Genomic DNA, 16,759 nt, shown 5'->3' on the forward strand with positions numbered 1-16,759 from the left:
GCGATGCAGCTCACTTCGCAGGTCCGGGAAATCCTCTCCTGGTACGAGAGCGACAATCCCGGCACCAAGACCAACATCGCCCGCATCCTGAACACCGGGCGGCTGGCCGGAACCGGCAGGATGGTGATCCTGCCGGTGGACCAGGGCTTCGAGCATGGCCCGGCCCGCTCCTTCGCCCCCAACCCAGCCGCCTATGACCCGCGCTACCACTTCGAGCTGGCGACCGAGGCCGGGCTGAACGCCTATGCCGCCCCGCTCGGCATGATCGAGGCCGGCGCCGCCACCTTCGCCGGCACCATCCCCACCATCCTCAAGGTCAACTCCTCCAACTCCCTCTCCACCACCAAGGACCAGGCGGTGACGGGCACGGTGGCGGATGCGCTGCGCCTCGGCTGCTCCGCCATCGGCTTCACCATCTATCCGGGCTCGGAATACCAGTTCGAGATGATGGAGGAGCTCCGCGAGCTGGCCGAGGAAGCCAAGGCCGCCGGCCTCGCCGTGGTGGTCTGGTCCTATCCGCGCGGCCCGATGCTGGACAAGGTGGGCGAGACCGCGCTCGACATCTGCGCCTATGCCGCCCACATGGCCGCGCTCACCGGCGCCCATATCATCAAGGTGAAGCCGCCCACCGAGGCGATCTCGCTCGACGCCGCGAAGAAGACCTACGAGAAGTTCCCGGTCCCCGACATCAACACCCTGGCCGGGCGCATCCGGCACGTGGTCCAGGCCTGCTTCGGCGGCCGCCGCCTCGTGGTCTTCTCGGGCGGCGAGGCCGGCACCTTCGAGGCGATGGTGGAGATGGCCAAGGGCATCCATGCCGGCGGCGGCAACGGCTCGATCGTGGGCCGCAACAGCTTCCAGCGCTCCAAGCCCGAGGCGCTGAAGCTGCTCTCCGCCCTCATCGACGTGTACAAGTCGCCGCTCTGATGGCCGGCTCCGCGAAGCAGCCCCCCAAGGCGCAGAATGGCGACGCGCCCGGCTGCCGACTCTACCTGGTGACGCCGCCGGCGCTGGAACCGGCCCGCTTCGCGGAGGATCTCGCCCGGGCGCTGGATGCGGGCGACGTCGCCTGCGTCCAGCTCCGGCTCAAGGATGCGGACGACGACACCATCCGCCGCGCCATCGACGCGCTGCGCCCGGTGGCGCAGTCGCGCGACGTCGCCTTCCTGCTGAACGACCGCGCCGACCTCGCCGTGCAGACGGGCTGCGACGGCGCGCATCTGGGCCAGGAGGACGGCGACCACGCGGCCGCGCGGACGCTGCTGCGCGACGGCATCCTCGGCATCACCTGCCACGCCTCCCGCCACCTCGCCATGGAGGCGGGCGAGCTCGGCGCCGACTACGTGGCCTTCGGCGCCTTCTTCCCCACCGCGACCAAGGAGACCGTCCACAAGGCGGAGCCGGAGATCCTGTCCTGGTGGGCCGAGGTGATGGAGATCCCCTCCGTCGCCATCGGCGGCATCGACGCGGCGAACTGCGCCCCCGTGGTCCGGGCCGGCGCGGATTTCCTGGCGGTCGTCGGGGCGGTATGGAACCACCCGGAAGGGCCGGCCGCCGGAGTCCGGGCCATGAACGCCGCGATCGCCGAAGCCGCGGGCTGAACGGGTCCGGCCGGGCCGCAAAAGAGGAAGCGCCGCTTGGACATCGCCCTGGGACTCTTCCTCACCCTGCTGCTGGTCGTCGTCAGCGTGGTCATCTCCCTGGCGGAAATCTCCTTCGCCGCCGCGCGCGAGACGCGCCTGCGCGCCCTGGCGCAGGAAGGCGACCTGCGCGCCAGCCGCTTCCTCGCCCTGCGGCGCGACACGGCCAGCGTCGTCACCGCCATCCAGATCTGCCTGAACGCCGTCGGCGTGCTCGGCGGCGTGATCGGCGAGGGCCTGCTCTCCCCGCCCTTCTCCGCGGCCCTGGCGGGGATGGGCCTCAGCCCCGCCACCGCCACCACCGCGGGCTCGACCCTCTCCTTCCTGCTGGTCACGATGCTCTTCGTGCTGCTGGCCGACCTGGTGCCCAAGCGCATCGCCATGCAGGCTCCGGAGAAGGTCGCCCTCTCGGTCGGCTGGTTCCCCGCCCTGGCGGTGCGCGTGCTCCGGCCGCTGGTCTTCGTCTTCAGCCGCCTCGCCGACGCCATGCTGCGGATGCTGGGCATGCCCACCACCTCGGTGGCGGAGCTGGTCACGGCCGAGGAACTCCGCGCCACCCTGGCCGCCGGCGTCACCTCCGGCGCGCTGGAAGCGGGCGAGCACCGGCTGATCGAGAACGTCCTGGCGCTGCGCGAGCGTACCGCCGCCTCGGCCATGACGCCGCGCGACGAGATCATCTATCTCGACATCCGGGAATCGCCCGAGACCTGGCAGGAGAAGGTCCGCCGCCACCCCTATTCCCGCTACCCGGTCTGCGACGGCAGCCTGGACCGCGTGCTCGGCCTCACCCGGGCGGAGGACGTGCTGGCCGCGGTGCTGAACGAGGGGCCGGGCGGCATCGACCCCGCCCGCCTGCGCCGCGACGCCCCCGTGGTGCCCGACACGCTCGACCTCTGGGAGGTCCTCTCCCAGTTCGAGGCGCAGAAGGCCGGCTTCGCGGTGGTGGTCAGCGAATACGCCATGGTGGTCGGCGTCATCACCTACAAGGACGTGCTGGCCGTGCTGGTCGGCGGCCTCGCCGATCCCTTCGAGGAAAGCGCCATCGTCCAGCGCGACGAGAATTCCTGGCTGGTGGACGGCATCGCCCCCATGGCCGACGTGGTGCAGACCCTGGGAATCCCGATCTCGCCCGATTCCGGCCCTTACGAGACCGCCGGCGGCTTCGTCATGCACCATCTCCGCCGCGTGCCGCGCAAGGCCGACAAGATGGAGATCGCCGGCTTCACCTTCGAGGTCGTCGATGTCGAGGGCTTCCGCGTGAACCAGCTCCTCGTCACCCGCCGCGCCCTGCCGCGCGAACCCGCCTGACCGCCCCCTACCCGTAGGGCCACCGCCCCAGCCACTGCGTCAGCGCGATCTCCTCCACCCCCGCCGCCAGCATGGCCAGCCGGTCGAAACCCAGTGCGATCCCCGACCCGCCCGGCATGCCATGCTCCAGCGCCCGCAGGAAATCCTCGTCCACCTCCCAGCCTTCCTCGCCATAGAGGCGCCGCCGCTCCGCCACGTCGCGCTCGAAACGGCCCCGCTGCTCCGCGGGGTCGGTCAGCTCGTCGAAGGCATTGGCCAGTTCGATCCCGGCCACGAAGAGCTCGAAGCGCAGCGCCGCCCGGGGGTCCGCCGGATCGCGCCGGGCCAGCGCCGCCTGGGGCGCCGGCCAATGGGTCAGGAAACTCGCCCGCCCGCGCCCGAGATTCGGCTCCACATGGTCGAGCATCAGCCGGAAGAACAGGTCCTCCCAGCCCTCCCCGTCCGGCGCCTCCAGCCCCAGGCCGCGCGCCGCCGCGCGCAGGGCCGCGCCATCCCCCTCCCCGTCCGCCCCGACCGTGGCGAGGATATCCAGCCCCCCGCACCAGCGGCGGAAGGCTTCCGCCACCGGGATGCGCTCGAAGGGCAGGCCGAGATCCGTTTCCACCCCATGCTGCGCCACGCGGGGCGGCAGCACGGCCCGCAGCAGCGCCTCCGCCTCATCCATCATCCCGTCCAGCGACAGGCCCGGCGCGTACCATTCCAGCATGGTGAATTCCGGCGCGTGGCGGGAGGAGACCTCGCCATTCCGCCAGACCCGCGCCAGCTCGAAGACCGGCCCGGCCCCGGCCACCAGCAGCCGCTTCAGCGCCAGTTCCGGCGAGGTCCGCAACCAGAGGTCCCTCGCCTCGCCCGGCCCCAGATGCGGGCGGAAGCGGGAGCGGAAGCCCTGGAGATGCACCTCCATCCCCGGTACCGGCACCAGCGCGGGGGTCTCCACCTCCGTATAGCCGCGGCTGGCGAAGAAGGCCCTGGTCTCCGCCAGGAGCCGGGCGCGGCGGTGCAGCGCCGGCAGGCGGGCCGCGAGGCGTTCGGGAAGCCAGTCCGGCCGGGGGGAAGACGATGCGGGAGAGGACATTGCGCCCGCCTTATAGCGCCTCCGCCGCTTCCGGGAGCGGTGGAAAGGGTGATGACGATCGCATGGATTGTTCCATGCCAGGAAACGAACGGCGCATCCCCTCTCGCCATCCGTCCTTCCCACGACGCGGGTTTGCCATGCGCGGGGCGCGGAAAACATCGCGTTATCGAGAGGGGTTGCCCCTCCCAGCCTTTGCCCAGAGCCGGTCCCACCAGCCATTGTTCTGGATTAAAGGACAAACATTCCGCAGCATCGCTGATTTTCCGGTTCGATTAGTGTCCTATCTATCAATCATGAGAACGGGACAACGAAGCCCCGCTCAACAGGATCGGAACACACCATGCATACCCTCTCGAAGATCGGTCTCGCCGCCCTGATGGCCACCACCCTGATGGCAGCCCCCATGGCGAGCCATGCGGCGGAAGGCGGCGGCTACAGCCAGTACAGCATCGGCTCCACCCCCACGGACACCAGCGGCGCCGGTTCCTCTGCCACCCGCGGCACGCCCAGCTTCGACATGGCCGACAGCTATGCCACCCCGGGCAGCGTCGTGCGGAACAGCAGCAACTCCGGCTCCTCGGCGGTGTCCGGCAAGCCCCTCGGCAACATGCCGGCCAGCCGCTTCAGCTTCGGCTCCACGCCGCTGGACGTGAGCAACAACAACTGAGCCTCCGCCGCCCGGGCAACCGGGGGCAGGACCACGAAACAGGGGCGCTCCGGCCGGAGCGCCCCTGTTTCGTTCGCGCCTTCAGGAACCCTCCCCAAGGACCGCTCCCCCGGACGCGCGGCCCAGCCGTGATCAGGAAACGCCGCGCGCGTTCCTCCGGCACCGCTCCCCCGGACGCGCGGCCCAGCCCCTCCCTCTGGCCGCTTCCACCGCCCCCCATCCTGGTCTAGCTGCTGGCCGCCATGCCCGATGGCCTCCCCCGCCCCACCATGCCGAGCCCCGCCCGCACCCTCCGCGACCCGGAAGCGCTGGCGGAAGCCGGCCTCGTGCCCGTTGAGGCCCTGCCCGGCCTGCGGGCCGTGTCGGAACGCTACGCCATCTCCGTCACGCCCGCCGTGGCGGCGCTGATCGACCGCGCCGACCCCGCCGACCCCATCGCGGCGCAGTACATCCCCCGCGCGGCGGAACTCCTCACCTCCCCGCAGGAGCTGGAGGACCCGACCGCCGACCATCCCCATTCCCCGGTGAAGGGCGTGGTCCACCGCTATCCCGACCGCGCCCTGCTGAAGCCGCTCCTGGCCTGCCCGGTCTATTGCCGCTTCTGCTTCCGGCGCGAACAGGTCGGCCCCGATGGCGGCCTGCTGTCGGAGGCGGAGCTGGACGCCGCGCTGGACTACTTCGCCCGCACCCCGCAACTGCGGGAGGCGATCCTGACCGGCGGCGACCCGCTGATGCTCTCGCCCCGCCGCCTCGGCGCGATCGTCGCCCGCCTGTCCGCCATCCCGCATATCGAGATCATCCGCCTCCATTCCCGCGTGCCGGTGGCCGACCCCGCCCGCGTCACCCCCGCGCTAGTCGAAGCGCTGGAGACGGAAAAGGCCCTCTTCCTCTGCGTGCATGCCAACCATGCCCGCGAATTCTCCCCCCGGCCCGTTCCGCCCTGCGCCTCCTGGCGCGGGGCGGGGTGGCCCTGCTCGGGCAGTCGGTGCTGCTGCGCGGGGTGAACGACAGCGAGGCCGCGCTGGAGGACCTTTTCCGCGCCATGCTCGCCAGCCGGATCAAGCCCTACTACCTGCACCAGCTCGACCGCGCCCCCGGCACCGCCCGCTTCGAGGTGCCGATCGCCGAGGGCCGCCGCCTGCTCCGCGCCCTGCGCGGCCGCCTCACCGGCCTCGCCTGGCCGGTCTATGCGCTCGACACGCCCGGCGGCGGCGGCAAGGCCCCGGTCGGCCCGGAATTCGCGGCCCCCGAGGGCACGGACTGGGTGGTGGAACGGCCGCTGGACGGCGCGCCCTACCGCCACGCTGCTCCCCTGCCCACGGGCGGCAATCCGGCGGACCGGCGGGAAAGGTCCTTTCCCGAAAGGTCCTCCTGACACCGCCACGGATCACGGCATCTCCTCCGCTCCCCTTTCCGGCGCTCCCCCTTCCAGCCTTGGCATCAGGGCGAAAGGGCCTTCCCGGAAGCGCTGCCGCAGGAACTCCACACAGACCCGCACCTTGGCGGAATGGCGCAGCCGCGCCGTGGAGACCGCCCAGACATCGGCCGGCTGCCGCCATTCCGGCAGGATATGCACCAGCCCCCCATCCCGCAGATGCTCCGCCACGTCCCAGGCGGACACCATGACGATGCCATGCCCGTCGCGGGCCCAGCCCAGTACGACATCGGTATGGTTCGCGGCCATGTTGCCCGTCACCTTCACCGTCTCGGGGCCGTTGGGCCCTTCCAGCCGCCAGACCCCGAAGGCTTCCTCGCGCTCACGGAACAGCAGGCAGTTGTGCTGCGCCACCTCGGCCAGCACGCGCGGCCATCCCTGCCGCTCCAGATAGGCAGGCGCGGCGCAGAGGATGCGCCAGCTCCGCAGGATCCGGTGCGCGATCAGGTTCGGCTCCTGCACCTCGCCCACCCGGATATCGAGGTGGAAGCCCTCGGCCACGAGGTCGGCGCGCCGGTCCAGCAGTTCCAGCCAGACCTCCAGCCCCGGGTGCCGCCGCACCAGCTCCGACAAGGCTGGGGCGACATGGTTCCGCCCGAGCCGGGAACTGGTGCTGATGCGCAGCGGGCCTTGCGGCCGGCCCCGCATCCCGGCCAGGTCCTCCCGCATCTCCTCGACATCGCCGAGGATGCGACGCGCCCAGCGATAGACCGACTCCCCCTCGTCGGTGATGCCGACACGGCGGGTGGTGCGCGCGAAGAGCCTGACGCCCAGCGCTTCCTCCAGCAGCGCGATGCGCTTGCTGACATAGGTCGCCGAAACCCCGAGCTCCGCCGCACCCGCCGCGAAACTGGACCGGCGGGCAACCGTGCAGAACAGGCGCAGGTCGCGCAGGGAGGGTCCATTATCCACGCCTAGTTCTTTCAGAATGTGATTTCCGCCAGATTATCTCTCATTCCATCCGCAATAACCTCCCTTCCGCGCAAGATGCGGAAACGGGAGGACGGAATGGAACAGGTGCGTATCGCCGTGGCAGGGGCCGGGCTGATCGGCCGGCGGCATATCGAGGAAATCGTCAGGAGCCAGGGCGCGGTCCTGTCCGCCATCATCGATCCCTCCCCTGCCGCGCGGGAGATCGCGGACCGCGAAGGCGTCCCGCTCTATCCCTCCCTGCGCGACTGCTTCGCCCATGACAGGCCGGACGGGGTGGTGCTGGCGACGCCCAACCAGATGCATGTCGCGCAGGGGCTCGAATGCGTCGCCGCCCGCGTGCCGGTCCTGGTGGAGAAGCCGATCGGCCACCGGCCGGACGAGGCGCTGCGACTGGTCGAGGCCGCGGAGCAGGCCGGAATTCCCCTGCTGGTCGGCCATCACCGCCCGCACAGCCCGATCCTGCGCAAGGCGGTCGAGGTGGTGCGCTCGGGCATCCTCGGCCGGCTGGTCGGCGTGATCGGCAGCGCCGTCTTCTACAAGCCCGACGCGGACGGCTACTACGACGGCCCCTTCGCCTGGCGCCGCGAGCCCGGCGGCGGGCCGGTCCTGATCAACATGATCCACGAGGTCGGCAATCTGCGCGCCATGATCGGCGAGATCGTCGCGGTGCAGGCGCTCGCCTCCAACGCCACGCGGAACTTCGCGGTGGAGGACACGGTCGCCATCAACCTCCGCTTCGCCAATGGCGCGCTCGGCACCTTCATGCTCTCCGACACCGCCGCCTCCCCGAAGAGCTGGGAGCAGACCTCGCGGGAGAACGCGGCCTATCCGACCTATCCAGAGGAGGACGCCTACACCATCCTCGGCACCGACGGCTCCCTGGCCGTGCCGACGATGCGGCTGAAATACTATGCCCGGAAGGAGGACCGCTCCTGGCACAAGCCCTTCCGGGAGGAGGTCCTGCCAGTGGAGCGGACCGACCCGCTCGCCCGGCAGATCGAGCATTTCGCGGCGGTGATCCGGGGGGAGGAAGCACCGCTGGTGACCGGACGGGACGGGCTGCGGAACCTGCGCGTCACCGACGCGATCCTGGAGGCCGCGCGCAGCGGCGGGACCGTCAGCCTTTCCGGCTGACGCCCGCGGCCGCCGCGCGCTCCCGCGCCGCCAGCAACCGCCGGAACAGCGGCTCCACCTCATCCGGATGCCGCAGCCGGTGCCGTTCCAGATGCGCCAGCCCCGGGTCCTCCAGCAGCGCCGCATAGGCCCGTCGCTGCTGGTGATAGGTGCGCCAGGCCCAGCGGAGCGGGTGATCCGCGTCCAGCCATTGCCGGAATGCCTCCCGGTTGCCGGTGCCCGGCCAGATCTCGCGCCGCGTGACCGCCCGCCGCAGGGAGCGCCAGAGGACCCGCCGCATGACCAGGGAGCGCGGATAGTCCAGCCAGATCACATGCGTCGCGCGATCCAGCACGAGGTCGCGCACCCGGCCGTAATTGCCGTCGCTGACCCATCCCTCCGCCGCCACGGCCAGCGCCACCCGGCGCCGGAATTCCGGCAGGTCATGCGTGTTCAGGTCGCGCCAGCCCGCCTGCCAGTTGATCGCGTCCAGCTCGACATGCGGCACGCCCAGCGCGGCGGCGAGGCGCCGCGCCAGGGTGGACTTGCCCGATCCCGACACGCCGAAGACGGCAACACGCATCCCGCTCCACTCCCCGTTTCCGCCCCTCCCCGGCCCCTCGCCGCGGGGCCGCCCCCTGCCCGGCGCACCGCTGCCCCGGTTGCCCGAAAGCGCCCGGGGGTCTAAACGCCGCCCTTCAGCGCGGGCGCCACGCCGCCCGCCCGCTCCTTTCCCAGTCCGCCATCTCAGACCACGAGGACGAGCCGCCCCCATGGCGAAGCAGCAGGCCAACCAGATGCGCCCTGGCCAGGTGATCGAATTCGAGGGCCGCCGCTGGTCCGTGCTCAAGATCAACATCATGACCCCCGGCAAGGGCGCGGCCGTGATCCAGGTCGAGATGCGCGACGTGAAGTCCGGCACCAAGAAGGACCAGCGCTGGCGCACCCAGGACACGGTCGAGCGCCTGACCACCGAGGACAAGGAGTACACCTACTCCTACGCCGATGGCGAAAGCCTGATCCTGATGGACCCGGAGACCTTCGAGCAGCACAGCGTGCCCAAGGAGATCCTGGGTGACCGCCTGCCCTTCCTGGTCGAGAACATGACCGTCAACGTCCGCCTGATCGAGGGCGACCCGGTCTCCATGGACCTGCCGGACACGGTGGTGCTGGAGGTGACGGAGGCCGACCCGGTGGTGAAGAACCAGACGGCCACCTCCTCCTACAAGCCGGCGATGCTGAGCAACGGCGTGAAGACGCTGGTGCCGCCCTTCATCTCCACCGGCGAGAAGATCGTGGTCCGCACCGAGGACGCCTCCTACGTGGAACGCGCCAAGGGCTGAGCCCCGGCTGCCTCCCCGCCCTGGCGGGGAGGGCTTTCCGAAGCTGGCGGCGCCCTTTCCCGGGCGCCCCGATCCGGGCAGGCTGCGGCCTGCCCTTTTCCGTCATTCCCGCCCGGCGCGCTTCCGACCGGGCCGCGCCCCCGGACCCGCCCCATCCGGTCCCGGGGGCAGCCGGCCGGCCCCACGCCCCGGGCGCAGCGAGGATCCACGCGATGCGCCCGAGCCCCCGACTCTCCCCCGCGCTCAATGTCGTCATCCAGGCCGCGCAGAAGGCCGGCAAGCGCCTGCTGCGCGATTTCGGCGAGGTCGAGAACCTCCAGGTCAGCGTGAAGGGCCCCGGCGACTTCGTGTCCCAGGCCGATCTGCGCGCCGAGGAAAGCCTGCGCGCCGACCTCACCAAGGCCCGCCCGGGCTTCGCCCTCCTGATGGAGGAAAGCGGCGAGAGCGGCGACAAGGACTGGGAATGGCGCTGGGTGGTGGACCCGCTGGACGGCACCAGCAACTTCCTGCACGGCATCCCGCAGTGGTGCGTCTCCATCGGCATCGAGAAGCGCACCGGCGAGAACAGCTCCGAGGTGGTGGCCGGCGTCATCTACAACCCGGCGCTGGACGAGCTCTTCTGGGCCGAGAAGGGCATGGGCGCCTTCCTGAACGACCGCCGCCTCCGCGTCTCCGGCCGCCGCAACATGCAGGAGGCGCTCTTCGCCACCGGCATCCCCTTCGCCAACGTGCCGAAACGCGCCGAATTCTCCGCCACCCTCGCCCGGCTGATGCCGCAGGTGGCCGGCGTGCGCCGATTCGGCGCGGCGGCGCTCGACCTCGCCTGGGTGGCGGCGGGCCGCTACGAGGGATTCTGGGAACTGGGGCTGAAGCCCTGGGACTGCGCCGCCGGCATCGTGCTGGTGAAGGAAGCCGGCGGCTATGTCACCGATCCGGACGGCAACGACCCCTGGCCGCATGGCAACATCGTCGCCGGCAACCCGAATCTGCACGGCCCGCTGCGGGAGGCGGTGGCCGAAGGGATCGCCCGCGTCGCGGCCAGCCGCGCCACGGCGGGCTGAACCGCCCCCCCCGCCTCATCCTGGACCGGCCGGGCCGCATCGCCCCGGCCGGCCCATCGCCGGCACGGCGCATCCCGCCCCCCCCAAAAAGGCACACAGGCACACAGGCGCGGCAAGGGGCTGTTCCGGCCCCCGCCGATCTGCTCTAGCCTCGCGGCCAATGCCTCCGGTCCCAAAACTTCTCCGGCCCGCCCTGATCCTGGCCTGCCTGCTCAGCCTCCTGCCCGGTTCCGGGTGGGCGCAATCCGACCTGCCCCTGCCGCCGCCGCCCCCTCCGGCCCCGCCGCCACCGGTGCAGCTCGCCCCCGGCCCGGTGCCGCGCCCGCCCGCCCCGCCCGCCACCACCGCCTATGCCGACATTCCGCTGGCCGAGGGCATCGCCACCCTGCCCGAGGGGCTCTGGCGCATCCAGGGCGACGTCACGCCGGCACAGCAGGCGGCGCTGCAACGGCTCGCCAGGGCCATGGCGGACCGCAGCCGGGGCCGCGTCACCGTGCTGGCCCGCGTCTCCGGCCCGGCGGACGACCTGTCCACCGCCCGGCGCGACAGCCTGGCCCGGGCGCAGGAGATCAAGCGCCTCCTCGAATCCGGCGGCCTGCCCGGCACGCGCATCGACCTGCGCCCGCTCGGCCTGACCATCGAGGCCACCGACAGCATCGACCTGATCCCACCCGCCCCGGCGCGCGGCGCCACGGCCCCCTCGCCCACTCCCCCTTCACCCACCCCGCCACCGGCGGCCCCGCCCGCCCCACGCAGAGGATGAACATCCCATGACCCGCCCCACCCGCTACCTGCTGCGGATGGTGGTCTTCCTGGCCGTGGTGCTGGCCATCGCGGCCCTGCTCTCGGCACAGCTCCTGGTGGCCTTCATGGCCAATCCGGTGCTGAACGGGGTGATCCTCGGCGTGCTTCTGCTGGGCATCGTCTGGACCTTCCGCCAGGTGCTCACCATCCGGCGGGAGGCCGACTGGCTGGAGGAATTCCGCCGCCAGGGCCCCGGCCAGACGGCGCAGCCCGCCCCCAGCCTGCTCGCCCCCATGGCCTCCATGCTGGCCAGCCGCCGCGGGGAGACCTTCTCCCTCTCCGCCCCGGCGATGCGCTCCGTGCTCGACGGCATCGCCGCGCGGCTGGACGAGAGCCGCGAGCTCTCCCGCTACATGACCGGGCTGCTGATCTTCCTCGGCCTGCTCGGCACCTTCTGGGGCCTGATCATGACGATCGGCGCGGTGGGGGAGGTCATCAACGGTATGTCGGTCGGCTCCGGCGACCTGAACACGCTGTTCAACCAGCTCAAATCCGGCCTCGCCCAGCCGCTGGGCGGCATGTCGATCGCCTTCTCCTCCTCCATGCTGGGCCTCGGCGGCTCGCTGGTGCTGGGCTTCCTCGACCTCACCGCCGGACAGGCGCAGAACCGCTTCTACAACGAGCTGGAGGAATGGCTCGCCTCCTCCACCCGCCTCTCCTCCGGCGTCCTCGGCGCCGAGGGCGAGGGCGGCTCCGTCCCCGCCTATGTCCAGGCCCTGCTGGAACAGACCGCCGAGAACCTGGAAGGGCTCCAGCGCATCATGGCGCGCGGCGAGGAACGCTCCGCCCATGCCGGACAGGCACTGAACACGCTCACCGAACGCCTCTCCGTCCTCACCGACCAGATGCGCGCCAGCCAGGTGCTGATGCAGCGCATGGCCGAGGGGCAGGCCGCCCTTTCCCCCGTGCTGCAACGGCTGGGGGAGGCGCAGGGGCATGGCGAGGCCTCCTATGCCCATCTGCGCAACATCGAGCTCTACCTCGCCCGCCTCGTCGAGGAGGTGAGCCAGGGCCGCGCGCAATCCACCCAGGAAATCCGCAGCGAGATCAAGCTGCTCGCCCGCACCATCGCCGCCCTGGCGGAATCGCCCTGATGGCGGCCCCGATGGCGGCCATGCAGGCGGGGCGCTGACCGATGGCGCGCGGCATCCGGCGCTCCCAGCGCGAGGGGCTCAACGCTTGGCCCGGCTATGTGGACGCCCTGTCCACCCTGCTGATGGTCATCATCTTCGTGCTGCTGGTCTTCGTGCTGGCGCAGGGCTTCCTGTCCGTCACGCTCAGCTCGCGCGACCGGGCGCTGGACCGGCTGAACCGGCAGGTGGCCGAACTGGCCGACCTGCTCTCCCTGGAACGCACCCAGACGGACGAGCTCCGCGCCAGCCTCGGCCGCGCCCAGGACGAGGCACGCCGGGCCACCGCCGCCCGCGACGCGGCGCAGGGCGAGCTGACCGGGCTGCGCACCGAGCGCGACCAGCTCCATGACGAGCGCGACACGCTGCGCGATGCCCGCGACCAGCTCGCCGCCCGCCTCTCCGACGCGGAACTGGCCGCGCGCGGCACGAACGAGCGCATCGCCTCGCTCGAATCGCGCCTGACCGAGGCGCTGGGCCGGGCGGAGGCGGTGGGCGGCCAGACCGCCGAGGCGGTGCGGCAGCGCGCCGAGGCCGCCCGCGCCCTCAGCGCGGCCCAGGCCGGACGGCAGCAGGCGGAACAGGCCCTCGCCCAGGCCCAGGCCCAGTCCCAGGCCCAGATCACGTCCCTCCAGGCCGAGGCCGCGAAGCTGTCCGACCAGGTGCGCGCCCTGACCGCGCTGCGCGACCAGTTGGAGAAGCAGGCGCAGGAAGCCCAGGCGAAGCTCGGCGAGGAACAGCGCGCCCATGGCGAGGCCGTGCGCCTGTCCGAAAGCGCCCAGGCCCAGGCGGCCCTGCTGAACCGGCAGATCGACGAGCTGAAGGCGCAGCTCCAGCGCCTGTCCGCCGCGCTCGACGTGCAGCAGAAGGCCGGGCAGGAGAAGGACGACGCGCAGATCGCCGATCTCGGCACCCGCCTGAACGCCGCCCTCGCCGCGAAGGTCGAGGAGCTCCAGCGCTACCGCAGCGACTTCTTCGGCCGGCTGCGGGAGGTGCTGGGCGACCGGCCGGATGTCCGCATCGTCGGCGACCGCTTCGTCTTCCAGTCCGAGGTGCTCTTCCCTGTCGGCAGCGCCGACCTGTCCGACAGCGGCAAGGCGCAGATCCGCCAGATCGCCGGGGTGCTCAAGGACATCTCCACCCGCATTCCGCCCGGCACGCCCTGGATCCTGCGCGTGGACGGCCATGCCGACCGCACGCCCTTCCGCGGCGGCGGCCGCTTCGCCTCGAACTGGGAGCTCAGCGCGGCCCGCGCCATCGCCGTGGCGCAACTGCTGATCGGGGAGGGCCTGCCGCCCAACCGCGTGGCTGCCGCGGCCTTCGGCGACAACCAGCCGATCGACCCGGGCGACAGCCCCGAGGCCCTGGCGAAGAACCGCCGCATCGAGCTGCGCCTGACCGACCGCTGAGGCCGCCGGGCGCTGGCTCTCGCTGACACCAGGCCACGCCGGAGAGCCCCGCCGATCCACCGGCGTTCAGGGATCGGGCCCGGGACCGACCATGCCGCCCGGTGCCCACCCAAGGCGGGGTCCGGGGGAATGCCATTCCCCCAGCGGAGGAGGTTCCGGGGGAGGCGGAGCCTCCATCCGGGGCGGGCCAAGGGAGCGGCGCCGAAGGCCAGCCAGCGTCAGAGGATCTTGGCCTCGAAGGGCGGCAGCAGGTCCGGCGCCTCGAATTCCAGCACCCAGAGGTCCGGGTCGCGCTTCACCTGCCGCGCGACATAGGCATCGGCGGCCTCCTGGTCCACCGCCGCCGCGCCGGTGCCGCGCATCCAGGCCTGCCGGCCCTCGGCGTCGCGCACCTGGGACAGCACCACCAGCCCCTCCCGCCCATGCAGGACGCAGAGGATGCCGCCGCTGTCGGGGTCCCCCTTCCGCAGCACCATGCCGGGGCGTCCGGCCTGGTCCCCGAGGCGAAGGGCCATCGAGGCCCAGATACCGGCTTTCACACGCGCTTCCATGCTCCTGGAGGTGCCGCCGGCGCGGCTCCGGCGCAAGCCCCGCCACAGCCTCTTGCCGCCGCCGCGCCGCCGCGCGAAACACCCGCGAACCGACAGGGGATGAGCAGGATGGCTGCACCGGAGCGCCGTTTGACGGAAGGCCAGCGCGCCTATGAGGCGAAGCGCGCGGCCAAGGCAGGTATGAGCCTGGAGAAGTGGCTGGCTTCCCGCGAGCGGGAGCGCGAGGCGGCGAAGCCGGCAGCCCCCGCGGCCCCCAAGCCGCAGGGCAAGGCCCGCGCCTTCTTCAGCAAGCTGATGGAGAAGGCCAACAAGCCGATCGGCTGAAACCCCGGCACCGCCCGGCGAGGGTGCCGGCCATGATCGCCGCCCATGCCGACTGGTCGGTGAACCCGGGCAAGCGCTGGTTCACCCGCGCCCACCGCGCGGGGCCGGGCCTCTGGCACGCCACCGCCCCGCGCCCGGTCGGCGATCCCTCCACCTGGGCCGCCACCCTTCTGGCGGAAGGCCCCGCTCTGGCGCTGGGGCTCGACCTGCCTCTCGGCCTGCCCCGCGCCTATGCCCGCCAGCGCCCCGAAGCGGATTTCCCGGCCTTCCTGCGCACCCTTTCCGCGCGCCCCGGCTTCTGGCGGGTGGCGGACAGCATCGCCGGGGTCTCCGCCGACAGCCCCTTCTACCCGGCGCGCGGCCGGCGCGGCATGACCCGCCTGGAACACGCCCTGGCGCTCGGCATGGCGGAGGCTTCGGGCCTCTGCCGCCTCTGCGACCTCGCCACGGCGGAACGCCCCGCCGGTGCCCCGCTCTTCTGGACGCTCGGCGCCAACCAGACGGGCAAGGCCGCGATCTCCGCCTGGCGGGACTGGCTGGTCCCGGCCCTCGCCGCCGGCGCCCCCTACCGGCTCTGGCCTTTCGAGGGCGGGCTGCACGCCCTGCTGGCGCCGGGGCGGGCCGTGCTGGCCGAGGTCTATCCGGCGGAATGCCTGCGCCATCTCGGCCTGCGCCTGTCCGGCAGCAAGCGCAGCCGGGCGGTGCGGCTCCAGGCCCTGCCCGGGCTGCGGCAGGCCATGGCGCGGCTCGGCATCACGCCGGATGCCGCGCTGGAGGCGGCGCTGGCGGAAGGCTTCGGCGCCGATGCCGCCGGGGAGGACCGGTTCGACAGCCTGCTCGGCCTGCTCGGCCTCATCGGCGTGCTGGACGGCCACCGCCCGGATTTCGTCCCCGACGATCCCTGGCTGCGCCGCTGGGAAGGCTGGGTCCTGGGCCAGACAAGCCTTCCCAACAGCCTTCCCGCCGCGCCCTACCCGGCCGGCGCGTAGAGCCCCGCCCCCTCGGCGACGCTCTTCGCCAGCGCCAGGGTGAGGTCCAGGGTCGGCGTCTCCACCCCCGCCAGGCGGGCGAGGCGCAGCGGCGCCAGCAGGATCGCCTCCACCTCCATCTGCCGGCCGAGTTCCAGGTCCTGCAGGATCGACGGCTTGTGCCCGCTGCGCCCGACGCCCGACAGCTTCGCGACCGGGTCCTCGTCGAGCGTGATGCCGAGCCCGGCGGCGATGGCCTGCGCCTCGCGGATCATCCGCTCCGCCGCCGCGGCCACCACCGGATCGGCATAGGTCTCCCGCAGGTTCCGCCGGGTCAGGATGCAGAGCGGCCCATAGGAGATGTTGCCCATCAGCTTGGCCCAGATCTCCTTCCGGATCTCCGTGGTCACGGGCACCTCGCTCAGGCCGCCGGCCCGGAACAGCCCGGCCAGCGCCTCGGCGCGCGGCGTCACCCGCCCGTCCGGCTCGCCCAGGATCAGGCGGCTGCCCTTGCCCTCCACCGACACCACCCCGGGCTCGACCACGGCGCAGGAGGAATAGACCACCCCGCCGACCGTGCGCGCGATGCCCACGGCCTCGCGCAGCGCGCCGCCCGGATCGAGCTCCGGCATGCTCCGCCCCTCCAGCACCCCGCCGGCCCCGTCGGCATACCACCAGGGGATGCCGTTCATCGCGAAGACCACCGCGGTCTCCGTCCCGAGCAGCGGCCCGATCATCCGCGCCACCTGCGGCAGGGCCGGCGCCTTGGTGGTGACGACCACCGCATCCTGCGGCCCCAGCTCGGCCGGGTCCTCCGCCGCGGCGATGCGCAGCTTGTGCTCGCCGTCATAGGCCCGCACCACCAGCCCGCGCGCCCGGATGGCGGCGAGCTGCGCACCGCGCGCGACCACGGAGATCTCCGCCCCGCCCTTCGCCAGGCGCATCGCCAGATGGCCGCCGATCGCCCCGGCGCCGAAGACGCAAACCTTCATGTCAGC

General features: G+C 72.2%; 17 protein-coding genes and 1 pseudogene. 13 read left to right on the plus strand and 5 right to left on the minus strand.

Annotation, left to right across the window (positions count from 1 at the left end; translation table 11 throughout):
- Positions 1-3: 3 nt before the first annotated feature.
- Genes MVG78_RS15370 through MVG78_RS15380 form a run of 3 tightly spaced genes read left to right on the plus strand, consistent with a single transcriptional unit; the run spans position 4 to position 2,948 of the window.
- Positions 4-927, plus strand: coding sequence for a class I fructose-bisphosphate aldolase (locus MVG78_RS15370; protein WP_247552878.1), 924 nt, complete (start codon positions 4-6; stop codon positions 925-927).
- Positions 927-1,601, plus strand: coding sequence for a thiamine phosphate synthase (thiE, locus tag MVG78_RS15375; RefSeq protein ID WP_247552880.1), 675 nt, complete (start codon positions 927-929; stop codon positions 1,599-1,601). The genes MVG78_RS15370 and thiE overlap by 1 nt, the downstream gene beginning before the upstream one ends.
- Before the next feature lie 36 nt (positions 1,602-1,637).
- Entirely contained in the window at positions 1,638-2,948 is a 1,311-nt protein-coding gene (locus MVG78_RS15380) for a hemolysin family protein (RefSeq protein WP_247552882.1), read from the plus strand.
- Between the two features lie 7 nt (positions 2,949-2,955).
- On the opposite strand, the gene epmA is transcribed toward MVG78_RS15380, so the two are convergent.
- Entirely contained in the window at positions 2,956-4,023 is a 1,068-nt protein-coding gene (gene epmA / locus MVG78_RS15385) for an EF-P lysine aminoacylase EpmA (RefSeq protein ID WP_247552884.1), read from the minus strand.
- 340 nt (positions 4,024-4,363) lie between these two features.
- Between epmA and MVG78_RS15390 the strand changes: the two genes are divergently transcribed.
- On the plus strand, positions 4,364-4,690 hold the full coding sequence (locus tag MVG78_RS15390; protein WP_247552886.1) for a hypothetical protein: 327 nt from the start codon (positions 4,364-4,366) through the stop codon (positions 4,688-4,690).
- A 242-nt stretch (positions 4,691-4,932) separates the two neighbouring features.
- Positions 4,933-6,065, plus strand: a pseudogene (locus MVG78_RS15395) (lysine-2,3-aminomutase-like protein).
- A 12-nt stretch (positions 6,066-6,077) separates the two neighbouring features.
- On the opposite strand, the gene MVG78_RS15400 reads toward MVG78_RS15395, so the two are convergent.
- Positions 6,078-7,037, minus strand: coding sequence for a LysR family transcriptional regulator (locus MVG78_RS15400; protein ID WP_247552888.1), 960 nt, complete (start codon positions 7,035-7,037; stop codon positions 6,078-6,080).
- Positions 7,038-7,133: 96 nt separating this feature from the next.
- On the opposite strand from MVG78_RS15400, the gene MVG78_RS15405 reads away from it, so the two are divergent.
- Positions 7,134-8,192, plus strand: coding sequence for a Gfo/Idh/MocA family protein (locus MVG78_RS15405; protein WP_247552890.1), 1,059 nt, complete (start codon positions 7,134-7,136; stop codon positions 8,190-8,192).
- Here the strand turns inward: MVG78_RS15405 and MVG78_RS15410 are convergent.
- On the minus strand, positions 8,176-8,754 hold the full coding sequence (locus tag MVG78_RS15410; protein ID WP_247552892.1) for a P-loop NTPase family protein: 579 nt from the start codon (positions 8,752-8,754) through the stop codon (positions 8,176-8,178). The two genes, MVG78_RS15405 and MVG78_RS15410, sit on opposite strands and share 17 nt — an antisense overlap.
- A gap of 190 nt (positions 8,755-8,944) precedes the next feature.
- Between MVG78_RS15410 and efp the strand changes: the two genes are divergently transcribed.
- The 5 genes from efp (at position 8,945) to MVG78_RS15435 (ending at position 13,918) form a co-directional block, all read left to right on the plus strand.
- Positions 8,945-9,514, plus strand: a complete 570-nt coding sequence (efp, locus tag MVG78_RS15415) for an elongation factor P (protein WP_247552894.1) — start codon at positions 8,945-8,947, stop codon at positions 9,512-9,514.
- A gap of 212 nt (positions 9,515-9,726) precedes the next feature.
- Positions 9,727-10,575: an inositol monophosphatase family protein gene (locus MVG78_RS15420; protein WP_247552896.1), complete on the plus strand. Its 849-nt coding sequence runs from the start codon at positions 9,727-9,729 to the stop codon at positions 10,573-10,575.
- Between the two features lie 160 nt (positions 10,576-10,735).
- On the plus strand, positions 10,736-11,338 hold the full coding sequence (locus tag MVG78_RS15425) for an OmpA family protein (RefSeq protein ID WP_247552898.1): 603 nt from the start codon (positions 10,736-10,738) through the stop codon (positions 11,336-11,338).
- Positions 11,339-11,345: 7 nt separating this feature from the next.
- Positions 11,346-12,473 carry a flagellar motor protein MotA gene (locus MVG78_RS15430; protein WP_247552900.1) on the plus strand — a complete coding sequence of 376 codons (1,128 nt, stop codon included), beginning with the start codon at positions 11,346-11,348 and terminating at the stop codon, positions 12,471-12,473.
- 41 nt (positions 12,474-12,514) lie between these two features.
- Entirely contained in the window at positions 12,515-13,918 is a 1,404-nt protein-coding gene (locus MVG78_RS15435; RefSeq protein WP_247552902.1) for a peptidoglycan -binding protein, read from the plus strand.
- A 218-nt stretch (positions 13,919-14,136) separates the two neighbouring features.
- On the opposite strand, the gene MVG78_RS15440 is transcribed toward MVG78_RS15435, so the two are convergent.
- Positions 14,137-14,469: a DUF1491 family protein gene (locus MVG78_RS15440; protein WP_247552903.1), complete on the minus strand. Its 333-nt coding sequence runs from the start codon at positions 14,467-14,469 to the stop codon at positions 14,137-14,139.
- A gap of 129 nt (positions 14,470-14,598) precedes the next feature.
- Between MVG78_RS15440 and MVG78_RS15445 the strand changes: the two genes are divergently transcribed.
- Both MVG78_RS15445 and MVG78_RS15450 read left to right on the plus strand, forming a co-directional pair.
- On the plus strand, positions 14,599-14,793 hold the full coding sequence (locus MVG78_RS15445) for a hypothetical protein (RefSeq protein WP_247552905.1): 195 nt from the start codon (positions 14,599-14,601) through the stop codon (positions 14,791-14,793).
- 32 nt (positions 14,794-14,825) lie between these two features.
- Entirely contained in the window at positions 14,826-15,782 is a 957-nt protein-coding gene (locus MVG78_RS15450) for a hypothetical protein (protein ID WP_247552907.1), read from the plus strand.
- Here the strand turns inward: MVG78_RS15450 and MVG78_RS15455 are convergent.
- Complete coding sequence (locus MVG78_RS15455) at positions 15,764-16,753, minus strand: ketopantoate reductase family protein (protein WP_247552909.1); 990 nt, start codon at positions 16,751-16,753, stop codon at positions 15,764-15,766. The two genes, MVG78_RS15450 and MVG78_RS15455, sit on opposite strands and share 19 nt — an antisense overlap.
- Positions 16,754-16,759: the final 6 nt, after the last annotated feature.

It is taken from the genome of Roseomonas gilardii subsp. gilardii (genome assembly GCF_023078375.1).
GTDB lineage: Bacteria > Pseudomonadota > Alphaproteobacteria > Acetobacterales > Acetobacteraceae > Roseomonas > Roseomonas gilardii.

Coding starts and splice junctions, on each gene's coding strand:
- MVG78_RS15430 (WP_247552900.1), top strand. CDS start 11,346: ATGACCCGCCCCACCCGCTACCTGCTGCGGATGGTGGTCTTCCTGGCC.
- MVG78_RS15450 (WP_247552907.1), top strand. CDS start 14,826: ATGATCGCCGCCCATGCCGACTGGTCGGTGAACCCGGGCAAGCGCTGG.
- MVG78_RS15425 (WP_247552898.1), top strand. CDS start 10,736: ATGCCTCCGGTCCCAAAACTTCTCCGGCCCGCCCTGATCCTGGCCTGC.
- MVG78_RS15455 (WP_247552909.1), bottom strand. CDS start 16,753: ATGAAGGTTTGCGTCTTCGGCGCCGGGGCGATCGGCGGCCATCTGGCG.
- MVG78_RS15405 (WP_247552890.1), top strand. CDS start 7,134: ATGGAACAGGTGCGTATCGCCGTGGCAGGGGCCGGGCTGATCGGCCGG.
- MVG78_RS15370 (WP_247552878.1), top strand. CDS start 4: ATGCAGCTCACTTCGCAGGTCCGGGAAATCCTCTCCTGGTACGAGAGC.
- epmA (WP_247552884.1), bottom strand. CDS start 4,023: ATGTCCTCTCCCGCATCGTCTTCCCCCCGGCCGGACTGGCTTCCCGAA.
- MVG78_RS15435 (WP_247552902.1), top strand. CDS start 12,515: ATGGCGCGCGGCATCCGGCGCTCCCAGCGCGAGGGGCTCAACGCTTGG.
- MVG78_RS15390 (WP_247552886.1), top strand. CDS start 4,364: ATGCATACCCTCTCGAAGATCGGTCTCGCCGCCCTGATGGCCACCACC.
- MVG78_RS15420 (WP_247552896.1), top strand. CDS start 9,727: ATGCGCCCGAGCCCCCGACTCTCCCCCGCGCTCAATGTCGTCATCCAG.
- thiE (WP_247552880.1), top strand. CDS start 927: ATGGCCGGCTCCGCGAAGCAGCCCCCCAAGGCGCAGAATGGCGACGCG.
- efp (WP_247552894.1), top strand. CDS start 8,945: ATGGCGAAGCAGCAGGCCAACCAGATGCGCCCTGGCCAGGTGATCGAA.
- MVG78_RS15410 (WP_247552892.1), bottom strand. CDS start 8,754: ATGCGTGTTGCCGTCTTCGGCGTGTCGGGATCGGGCAAGTCCACCCTG.
- MVG78_RS15440 (WP_247552903.1), bottom strand. CDS start 14,469: ATGGAAGCGCGTGTGAAAGCCGGTATCTGGGCCTCGATGGCCCTTCGC.